The 11,304-nt window shown below is 35.6% G+C and carries 8 protein-coding genes; 2 read left to right on the forward strand and 6 right to left on the reverse strand.

Going from position 1 to position 11,304, the window contains the following annotated elements; all coding sequences use genetic code 11:
• The 4 genes from glp to metK form a co-directional block, all read right to left on the reverse strand.
• Window positions 1–1,175: gephyrin-like molybdotransferase Glp (gene glp, locus Q4Q55_RS08050; protein ID WP_303372311.1), on the reverse strand; the 1,175-nt coding region annotated here is incomplete at its 3' end.
• 23 nt (window positions 1,176–1,198) lie between these two features.
• Entirely contained in the window at window positions 1,199–3,340 is a 2,142-nt protein-coding gene (gene purL, locus Q4Q55_RS08055; RefSeq protein WP_303372312.1) for a phosphoribosylformylglycinamidine synthase subunit PurL, read from the reverse strand.
• 10 nt (window positions 3,341–3,350) lie between these two features.
• Window positions 3,351–6,590 (reverse strand): isoleucine--tRNA ligase, encoded by a 3,240-nt coding sequence (gene ileS / locus Q4Q55_RS08060; RefSeq protein ID WP_303372313.1) that lies wholly within the window; start codon window positions 6,588–6,590, stop codon window positions 3,351–3,353.
• A gap of 268 nt (window positions 6,591–6,858) precedes the next feature.
• On the reverse strand, window positions 6,859–8,022 hold the full coding sequence (gene metK, locus Q4Q55_RS08065; RefSeq protein ID WP_303372314.1) for a methionine adenosyltransferase: 1,164 nt from the start codon (window positions 8,020–8,022) through the stop codon (window positions 6,859–6,861).
• Between the two features lie 251 nt (window positions 8,023–8,273).
• Between metK and Q4Q55_RS08070 the strand changes: the two genes are divergently transcribed.
• Together Q4Q55_RS08070 and Q4Q55_RS08075 are read left to right on the forward strand one after the other, a co-directional pair.
• Window positions 8,274–8,939 (forward strand): DsbA family protein, encoded by a 666-nt coding sequence (locus Q4Q55_RS08070; RefSeq protein WP_303372315.1) that lies wholly within the window; start codon window positions 8,274–8,276, stop codon window positions 8,937–8,939.
• 61 nt (window positions 8,940–9,000) lie between these two features.
• Complete coding sequence (locus Q4Q55_RS08075; protein ID WP_303372316.1) at window positions 9,001–9,327, forward strand: DUF192 domain-containing protein; 327 nt, start codon at window positions 9,001–9,003, stop codon at window positions 9,325–9,327.
• On the opposite strand, the gene Q4Q55_RS08080 is transcribed toward Q4Q55_RS08075, so the two are convergent.
• Together Q4Q55_RS08080 and glyA are read right to left on the reverse strand one after the other, a co-directional pair.
• Window positions 9,313–10,005 (reverse strand): dihydromethanopterin reductase (acceptor), encoded by a 693-nt coding sequence (locus tag Q4Q55_RS08080; protein ID WP_303372317.1) that lies wholly within the window; start codon window positions 10,003–10,005, stop codon window positions 9,313–9,315. The two genes, Q4Q55_RS08075 and Q4Q55_RS08080, sit on opposite strands and share 15 nt — an antisense overlap.
• 1 nt (window position 10,006) lies before the next feature.
• A complete protein-coding gene (gene glyA, locus Q4Q55_RS08085; RefSeq protein ID WP_303372318.1) occupies window positions 10,007–11,278 on the reverse strand; it encodes a serine hydroxymethyltransferase in 1,272 nt (423 codons plus the stop codon).
• Window positions 11,279–11,304: the final 26 nt, after the last annotated feature.

Genomic DNA, 11,304 nt, shown 5'->3' on the forward strand with positions numbered 1-11,304 from the left:
CCCTTCTGATATCCTTCATCATTTTCGTCTATGATGATATAGCTGTTCGCCTCAACCATTGACCGAATAATGCCAGAACCCCTATTCAACACATGCCGGGTATATTCCTCATCAGTTACAGAACGGATGAAATCGGTTCTTCCAAGTTGTGAAGGAATTTTGAGCTGAGACTCTTTATTAACAATGTTAAAATCAAATGACCTTCCTTGCATTTCAAATAAATATTTTCTTGCAAAAACATCGAACTGAGTCATTGCCGCTACAGGTTGGCCTGAAAACGTGAATATCATTTTATCATTAACTATACCTGCCCCAGCAGGTTTTCCAGGTCTCATTGCAACGCCATGGAATAAGATCTCACCAATGTCCTCGACAACGTCCAAGACAACATCTCCCTTACTAATGGCTGTCCCTCCTGTTGTCATGACAACATCATAATCCTCAGATGCTTTTAAGATAGCTTCTTTTACCTCATCAAAGGTATCGCCAGCATGGCAGATTTCACAAATTGCCCCAGAATCTTCAACCATCGCTTTGATGGTGAATTGATTTGAATTAATAATTTTTGCTTTATCAATTTCTTCTTTAGTTGGTTCTACAAGCTCATTACCTGTTATAATAACTTTTACTTTTGGTTTTTTAAAAACTTTTACCTTATCATAACCTGCAGAAGCTATCAATCCCATTTCCTGATATCTGATGAAAGTATTTTTATCTAAAATCTTTTGACCTTTTTCAATGTCTTCTGATTTTGGACTAACATTTTCACCAGGAGTTACTTGAGAAAAGATTGTCAAGTCATTACCGTCAGTTGTAGTATACTCCTTCATTAAAACAGCATTAGCGCCTTCCGGAATGGGAGCGCCAGTAGCTATAACAATAGCTTCACCATCGCCAACCAACTTATCGGAAAAATCTCCTGCACCGATAGCATCTATTATTTTTAATTCTTTAGGAGCTGATTGAGATGCTCCAAAAGTATTTTCAGCAATTAAAGCAAAACCATCCATTGCAGATTTATCAAAAGGTGGAGAATCATGATAAGCCATAATATCTTCAGCCAAAACTCTTTTATGAGCGTCGTGAATAGAAATCTCTTCTGAATCTGTGAATTTCTGATTATCATGTATTAACTTTAAAGCATTTTGTAAAGAATCCAATTTTGATAAAAACATGTTTATTAACTCCCCAAAGTTATTTATGCCATGTATTTTTCAATTACTCCATGATATGCATCATTTAAATCATCAAAACTAAATTCATGACCATTAATGTTTAATGAATCGCCTTTTACTTCACCGATAATTTGTGCATCAACATCAATTTTAGCCAAAATATCATCTACTGCATCAGGTTTGACAGTTAAAAGATACCTTCCATGACTTTCAGAGTATAACAATTGGATTTTATCCAGTTCATCATCAACCAGATTGACTTCACAACCAAGTCCTGATTTGATAACCATTTCAGATATGGCTACTGCCAAACCACCCGCTGAAACATCATGAACTGCAGTAATGTTTTTATCTGCATCCTCATCAATTAAGTTCAATACAGTCTGACCATTAGCCACTTCATCTTCAATTCTGATTCTCGGAGCAGTACCAACTTCCAAATTATGAATGGTTCTGTGATATTCGGAACCTGTTAACTCATCATAGGTTTTACCAATCAAAATGATTTTATCTCCTTCGTTCTTGAAGTCCATAGTTCTGATATTTTCAATGTTTTCAACACCTATTACGCCAACGGCAGGAGTCGGATTAATTTTAATTCCTTCAGTTTCATTGTAAAAACTAACATTTCCACTAATTACAGGTGCGTTGAATTTTTCTGCTACCAAAGCCATTCCTTCAATAGCTGTTTTAAATTGCCATAATATTTCCGGAGTTTCCGGGTTTCCGAAGTTCAGACAGTCCACTACCGCATATGGAGTTGCACCCATTGAAATTACATTTCTTATTGCTTCTGCAACACAGCCTGCAGCCCCATCAAATGGAGACAATTTAGTGTGAATTGTGTTTGAATCTGTGGTAAGTGCAATAGCTGTATTTTCATCAATTCTCAACACCGCCGCATCATCACCAGGTTTTACAACAGTCCTAACCTGAACCTCATGGTCATATTGTTTGTAAACCCATTCTTTTGATGCTATATTTGGAGATGATAACAACATAGGCAATGACTTATAAACACCAGGTTCCTTAAGCTCGATTTTTTGAGTATCTTCTGGAATTTCAACTATTGGACGATCGATTGAAGGCGGGTCTGCCAAAAGAATTGTCGGTAAATTGGCTAATTCTTCACCGTCATCTGAAATAATCATGTTATTTCCTTCAATAACTTCCCCTATTACTGAAGATACGATTTCATGTTTGTCACAGATTTTTTGAGCAAGTTCAACATCACCCGGATTTAGAACAAATACCATTCTCTCTTGTGATTCTGAAAGCATGATTTCATATGGAGTCATTCCGGTTTCTCTTAAAGGAATTGAACGTAGGTCCACTAATGCTCCGTTTTGTGATGAATCCACAAGTTCTGAAATACAGCATGTGAGGCCTCCTCCGCCCAAGTCTTTTACACCGCTAACATTAATCTTTTCCAATATCTCCAAAGATGCTTCAAGAACTCTTTTTTTGGTAAATGGATCAGCTACCTGTACTGCAGGCCTATCTTCAGTTTCAGAATCTGAAGTTAACTCTTCTGATGCAAATGTCACTCCATGAATACCGTCACGACCGGTAGTCCCTCCCATTAAAAGGAATACATCACCGATGTTAGGCGCTTCCGCTCTGACGATTTTATCTTTTTCGACTAGCCCCACACACATTACATTCACCAATGGATTGGTTCTAAAGGATTCGTCAAATTCTATCTCACCTGCAACAGTTGGAACACCTACACGATTTCCATAATCTGAAATTCCCTTTACAACATGTTCAAATAAGTATCTTGATTTTTCATCTTCTTCTAGCGGTCCGAATCTAAGTGAATCAAGAAGCGCAATCGGCATTGCCCCCATGGATATGATATCTCTTAAAATTCCTCCAATACCGGTACCTGCACCACCATATGGTTCAATAGCTGAAGGGTGGTTGTGAGATTCCATACCTACTGCTAGAGCATATTTATCAGTTACACTTACAAGTCCCGCATCGTCTCCAGGACCTAAAATAATATTTTCTCCTTCAGTAGGAAATGCTCTTAAAAATGGTCTACTACTTTTGTAAGAGCAATGTTCTGAAAACATTACATCAAGCATTCCTTCTTCCAATTCATTCATTTGCCTACCGAGGATTCCTTCAATATATTCAATTTCAGAATCAGCTAAAGTCATGTTAACACCCTTATTTTTTAATTGAAATAATTACTTTTTCTCCTTCAATGTCCCATTCTTTGGTATAATCTTTAGAATCTTTACTGCATTCTTCACTATCAGTGATAATTAAGCTATTTGCCCTTACCTCATGAGATATGAATTCTGATTGCGGAACAATTAAGTCTTTAAATTCCGCAGAAGTTTCCACATCAACATTGATGTTTGCTTCAACATCCAAATCCAAGTCTTTTCTCATGTCCTGAATTCTTCTGATTAATTCACGTGCCATAGCTTCCTGTCTTATTTCTAAAGTAATATTAGTATTTACGAATACGTTTCCACCTTCAAACTCTGATGATACAAAGTCATCCGGAAGTTCTGAATCAAACAATACTTCTTCAGAGGATAATTCGATTCCTTCAATAATTACACTACCATTAGCATCAAGTTCAGCTTTGATTTGGTTACCGTCAGCTGTTTTCAAGCCTTTTACGACTTTACCCATGTCACCTTTAAGTTTTGGGCCTAAAATTTTAAGGTTAGGCTTTGCAATAAATGATAACTTTTCAAATTCGCTAGCGCATAATACCTCTTTAGTATTGGACTGGTCTTTAATGATTTCAGTCAGCTCATCAATTGCATTTAAGACATTATTATCTTGGGACACCACAGTAATATCTGAAACAGGCCATCTTAATTTATATTGTGCCATGTCCCTTGCCCTTATTGATGCTTCGATTACTTCACGAGCCACATCCATTTTAGCTTCAAGATTAGAATCTATTGCATTTTCATCGTATCCCCAATCATTCATATGAATACTTTCAGGGGCTTCAGGATTTACTCCTTTAACAAGATTTTCATAGATTTCTTCAGATACATGAGGAGCTATCGGACACAATACTGAGATGAGTTTAACTAGGGCAGTGTATAAACTGTAATATGCACCTAATTTATCCGGATCATCACTTTCAACCCAGGTTCTTCCACGAATAAGCCTTACATACCAGCGGCTTAAGTCTTCCAATATGAAATTATTAATTTTACGAGTTGCCTTGTGGAAGAACAGATTGTCCAAATCTTCACCGACCTCTTTAACTAAAGTATTGGCTTTAGAAATAATCCATTTATCCTCCACTCTTAAAATCATATCATCTTCACTTAGTAGTGTTGGATTGAAGTTATCCAAGGACATGTAAGTTGTTGAAAATACATAAACATTCCATAAGATGTTGAACATTTTGTTAATGTTTAGAATCTCTTCCCATACGAATTTTAAATCGTCCCATGGTTTTGAAGCCCATAATAAATAGAATCTAAGTACATCCGCACCATATTTTTCAATTACCTCTTCGGGAGACACTACATTACCTAATGATTTGGACATTTTGTTTCCGTTTTCATCTAAAACAAAACCATGCATCAATACTTTTTGATATGGACTTTTACCCATAGAAATTACTCCAGTACCAAGTTGTGAATAGAACCATCCCCTAGTTTGGTCATGACCTTCAGTAATGAAGTCATATGGGAACCAATCTTCGAACTTGTCTTTTTCTTCCGGATAGTATAATGATGCCCAGCCGGCTACACCTGAGTCAATCCATACATCCAATACATCAGGAATTCTTTTGATGGTTTGGCCGCATTTGTCACATTTTACTTCAACTTCATCTACATAAGGCCTGTGGATAAGTTCAGAATCTGAAACGTTAATTTCTGTCAATGATTCAGCTTTTAATTCCTCCAAAGAACCAATTACTTTAAGTTCACCGCAGTCAGGACATTCCCAAATAGGAATTGGAATACCCCAGAATCTTTGTCTTGAAATTGTCCAGTCACGAGCATTGTCTACCCAATCATGGAACCTTCCTTCTCCAGCCCATTTAGGCACCCATTCAACACGGTCAATTTCATCCAACATTTTCTGTTTAATGTCAGTTACTTTTAAAAACCATTGTTTTGTTGCACGATAGATAATCGGAGTTTTACATCTCCAACATACTCCGTATCTGTGTTCAATGGTTTCTACATGATACATTAGGTTTTTGGCTTGCAAGTCTTCTATGATTTGTTGGTTTTCATCTTTTGTGAATTTATCTGCATATTTGCCTGCATCCTCAGTGAAGCATCCGTCTTCCCCAACAGGACAGAATATTGGAAGTCCGTTAGCCTTACCCACTTCAAAATCGTCAGGACCGTGTCCAGGTGCAGTGTGTACCAAACCAGTACCTTCACCAAGTTCTACATGATCTCCAGGCAAAATTGTGTGGACTTTTTCAATTTCAGAATCGAATTCCATTTGTTTTGGAATTTCATCTGCTAAAATGTAATCATAAGCCATTCCGATTAAATCTTCACCTTTTACAGTTTTGATAATTTCATATCTTATTTCTTCCTCTTCAATGACTTTGTCTTCTTCATCTTCATTTTCAGCAGGTATTTTGGTTCTGTGAATTTTAATGCGTTTGCCTAAAACATCTTCCATCAAGTTCTCGGCTAAAATGTAAGTTTCACCGTCTTTTAAAACATAAACATAATCGAATTCCGGATTTGCACAAATTGCAAGGTTTGCGGGAAGTGTCCATGGTGTAGTTGTCCAAACCAAGAAATAAGTGTCTTCTTCGCCTGTTACTGGGAATTTGATGAATATGGAGGGGTCGACTTTTTCTTCATATTCAATTTCAGCTGCTGCAAGTGCGGTTCCGCAGTGAGGACACCAGCTGATAACTCTTTGATCGTTTACAAGCAAGTCCTGTTCGTTTGCTCTTTTAAGTGTCCACCATGAAGATTCCATATATTTCGGATCCAATGTCATGTATGGGTTTTCCCAATCCATCCATACGCCCAATTGGTCAAATTGCTCTTCCATGGCTATTTTATTTTCTATAGCAAATTCCCTACATTTATCTACAAAAGCAGCCATTCCAATTGTATCTTCAATCTCTTGTTTTGATTGGATTCCCATCAGGTGTTCCACCTTATTTTCAATTGGAAGTCCGTGCATGTCCCATCCGGCTTGACGTCTTAGACTAAATCCGTTCATGGATTTGTATCTAAGGTATGAATCTTTAATAACTTTGTTCCATGCTGTTCCCAAATGTATTTTACCACTACAGTATGGAGGTCCATCTAAAAATGAGTATCTAGGACCATTTTCTCTAAGTTCATTTACTTTTGCAAATGTATCTTCATCTTTCCAGAATTTTTGAACTTTCTTTTCTATTTTATCGTGATTGTATGATTTATCTGCCTCTTTTATTGGCATTGTAACTCCTCAAAAATTAATAATTTATAATATGTATCTTTTTGTTTTAGCTAATAAATAAAGGTTATTGCAAATAGTGAAAATTTCAAAAAATTAAAAGATTTTAAAAAAAATAATGGCAATTAGAAGGCTTGATTGAAACAATAATTTCCCAAATGGATTTGAATATTTCAATCAACATAATTACAAGAAAAACTTAAATGAAACCAACAAAAAAAGAATTATAAAAATAGAAACTTTTCCTCAAATGAGGAAAGTTCGAAAGTATCTAAATATATTTTTTCAAATCTTCGGCCTTGTCGGTTTTCTCCCATGGAAGACCTTCAATACCGAAGTGACCGTATTTAGCTGTCTGTTTATAAGTAGTATCCCTTAAACCTAATGTTTCAATGATTCCATCCGGAGTCAATTTGAAATTATCACGAACTATTTTTTCAAAATCTATATCAGCTGCAGCAGTTCCAAAGGTATCTACCATTATTGAAGTTGGTTCTGCAACTCCAATTGCATAAGAAAGCTGGATTTCACATTTTTCAGCAAGTCCACTTGCCACAATGTTTTTTGCAATGTATCTTGCCATGTAGCATGCGCTTCTGTCTACTTTTGTGCAGTCTTTTCCTGAAAATGCTCCACCACCATGGCGGGCGTATCCTCCATAGGTATCCACTATGATTTTACGGCCGGTCAAACCAGCATCCCCGTGAGGACCACCTATTTCGAATTTGCCGGTTGGATTGATGTGTTCTTTGGTATCTTCACTCATCAATTCATCAGGTATGACTGCCTTAAAGAGTTTTTCGCGAATGTCTTCTTTTAATTGTTCCTGATTTTCGGACATTGTCTCGTCATGCTGGGTTGACAATACCACAGCATCAAGTGAAACAACGTTTCCTTCCTTATCATAGTTGACTGAAACTTGTGCTTTTCCATCAGGCCTTAAATATGGAATTTCACCACTTTCCCTAAGTTCAGTTAATTTATTAGTTAATTTACGTGCAAGATCGATTGGATAAGGCATTAATGAATCAGTTTCATTGGTTGCAAAACCAAACATCATACCCTGATCTCCAGCACCACTTTCTTCATCTCCACGGTCCACACCTTGATTAATATCTGCAGACTGTTCATGGAGCCTGTTATCGACTTTACAAGTATGACCATCAAATTTTAAATCAGGATTATCATAACCTATTTCAATAATTGTATCCCTTATGATTTTTTCAATTTCCTCTTTTGAGATATGGGCTGATGAGGTTATTTCACCAAATACCATACAAAAATCAGTTGTTACACAAGTTTCACATGCAACATGTGAATTTTTATCCTGTGCCATGTACGCATCCAATATAGCATCAGAAATAATATCTGCAACTTTATCAGGATGTCCCTGTGTTACTGATTCTGATGTAAATGTCCTAGCTATTTCATTCATATTATCACCAATAGTTGATTTATGATTCTATTATCATTAATATCAAATAATCATTATAAATTATATCTTAAATATTATATATAAATTATTAAAAATTATAATTAATAAAGTAATATTATAAAATTTAAACATTAAAGTGATAACATGGGATTTTACAGAAAGTATAACACAATCATAAGAACTGTAGACAATCTTGTAAAATTGTATAAAGTGTCTAAAAAAGAATCTAAGAAATCTAAAGAGGATAAAAAATGAATATTATTTATTTGATAGACTTTAACTGCCCTTATTCATACATTGGACTTGAAAGACTTAAAAAAACTATTGAAAGTTTAGATTTGGATGTTGAATGGGATATGAAACCTTTCGAACTTGAAACAGAAGCTGGAAAAAGACCGACAATAAGCACTGCTGAGCGATATGCAGAAAAACATGAAATGTCTTTAGATGATGCCTCAGCCAAAATTGCTGAAATAGAACAAATTGCACTTGAAGATGGTTTAAAAATCAATTACAAAGATATGCTCCTTACAAGTTCTAAAGATGCGCTTAGATTATGTAAATTTGCCCAAAATGTACACCCCGAAATAGCTCTGGATCTTGTTGAAAAAATATTTTATTCCAACCTTGTTGACAATGAAAACATTGCAGATATTAAAGTTTTAACCAGAATTGCAATTTCATGCGGAATAGAAGAAAGTGAAGCTAAAAAAATTCTTGAAAATAATTATTACAACATAGAGATATATCTGGACAAGGAAGAAGCTCTTACCCATGGAATTACAGCAACCCCTTGCTTTATCCTAAATCTGAATGAAGAAAGACTTATCATTCCAGGAACACTTTCAACCGAAGAATTTGAAATCGCCCTAAAGGATATTACAAGTGGCGAATTAGCAGGAAAAACTTTTATTTAAGTCAATATTGCTTTTATATCATTTAAACCTTTAAATAGTTTGAAATGAAAATAGTTAATTCATGATTAGAAATAAAACAACAGGAAAATTAATTAATATAAAAATCGTGGCTGCGTCAACATTTTTTGAGCGTTTTAAAGGATTGATGTTAAAAAGAGATATTGATTTTGCGTTATTGTTCTACAACTTAAATGACTCAAGAATCCATACCCATTTCATGAGATTCGAAATTGATGTATATTTTTTAGATAAAGACAAAATTATTTTTGAAAAAGCTACACTGAAGCCTTGGAAATTTTATAAACCTAAAAAAAAAGCTTCATATATTTTAGAAACAAAAAAAGGCAAATTAAAATTAAAAATAGGAGAAAAATTAGATTTTATCTAAAATTTCTTCAGGGCTTTCAAATATTTGAATATTATCAATAGTGGATAATTTTCGAGTATTTTCAATATCAATGTCCCTCATGTAGATTGTAATGATTTTTCCTTCAGAAATTGCATCATGTGGGCATGTATTTCTACATAAACCACAGCCTATACATTTTGTCAAGTCTATTTCCTCATGAGCAATAATTGCTCCTTGCTCACATGCCAGTGCCGCAACACAATCATCACAATTTTGACATTTTGACAGTTCCATTTTTGATGGAAGTACTGTGTCAATTGGACCCGGATGAATGTCAACAGGGACCATATATACCGGAACGGCTCCTTTACCTGATTGTGCAACTGCATTAGTAACTAGTGTATCCGCTATTCCATAGACTATTTTTGAAACTGTATTTGCTGTAGCTGGTGAAACGATAAGTAAATCGTACTTTCCTAAAGAAAGACGACCAGTAATTGGATATGAAAATTTTTGGTTTGAATCAGTGGCCAACTCACGGTATTTTCCGCCAGTTATTCGTTCAACTCGCTCATAAAGCCCATACATTTTAAGGACCTCTTCAGCTGCCCCTGATAAAAATACTGTGACTTCATGATTTTTAGCAAGTGCTTCAGCCAATTGCACTGACTCTCTGAGTAAATGACCAGCTCCAGTAAATGCAAATCCTATTCTCATTTTAATCTAATCTGTGATATTGGTACGCTTCTCTGTCAGAGAAAGCATAGTCAAGTTTTGTGTATTGGTTCATGAATTCAGCTACTTCATCAGCAATGTCTTCCTTATCAACAGCTACACGTTTGATGAACTCTGCAACTTCATCCATTTCTTTTTCTTTTAGACCTCTTCTTGTGATTTCCTGAGTACCTATTCTGATACCTGACGGGTCATCTGAGTTGTCTCTGTTATCTCCAGGCAATAAGTTTTTGTTTAGAATTACATTATTGTCGGCTAATTCTTTTGCAATATCGGATGCTGATCTGATGTTGGTTAAATCAACTGCAATTTGGTGAGATTCAGTGAAACCTAATTCTTCGCATAAAACATTGAATCCTCTTTCATACATTGCCTGACCGAGAGCTTGTGCATTTTTGATGATTTGTTTTGCATAAGCTTCTCCGAATTCCAACATTTCAGCAGTCGCAATGCCCAAACCAAGCAAATGGTGTAAATGGTGGTTACTTACAACACCAGGGAACACTGCATTGTCAATGATTTCTTCGTTTTCTTTGTGTGAGAGAATGATTCCCCCTTGTGGACCAGGGAATGTCTTGTGGGTACTTCCCATCATCAGGTCTGCACCTTCTTTTAAAGGTTGTTGGAACTGGCCTCCTGCAATAAGACCTAATACATGTGCTCCATCGTACATGATTTTTGCTCCAACTTCATCAGCTGCTTCTCGAGCTTCTTTAATAGGATGAGGGAATAAGAATAAACTTCCACCGAACAAAACGATTTGTGGTTTTTCTTCCAAGATTTTTTTATTCATCGCATCGATGTCAATGTTCATTACGTTTTTGTCTAACGGGTGGAAAACTGTTTTAAGACCACGGATACCTGCCGCACTTACATCAGCGTGAGAAATGTGACCTCCGGATGGCACTTCCAAAGCCATTACTTTTTCACCAGGTTTCGCAAATCCGAAAAATGCTGCTAAGTTTGCAGTTACACCGGAAACTGGTTGAACATTAGCATAATCACAATCATAGACTTTACATGAAAGTTTTTTGGTTTTATCTTCAACTAAATCAACAAATTGACAACCTTCGTAGAATCTTTCAAATGCTTGACCTTCAGCATATCTGTGTGCAAAATCTGTCGCCAATGCTTCAGTTACTTCAACACTTGTAACATTTTCAGAAGCAATGAGGTTAATACTATTTCTCATATATTCAGTATGTTCTTTTGCGATTTTTTCAAAATTTAAAATTTCATCATGATAATTAGTCATTTACTACACCTAATATCCAATTAAAT

The organism is Methanobrevibacter sp. (assembly GCF_030539555.1).
Taxonomy (GTDB): domain Archaea; phylum Methanobacteriota; class Methanobacteria; order Methanobacteriales; family Methanobacteriaceae; genus Methanocatella.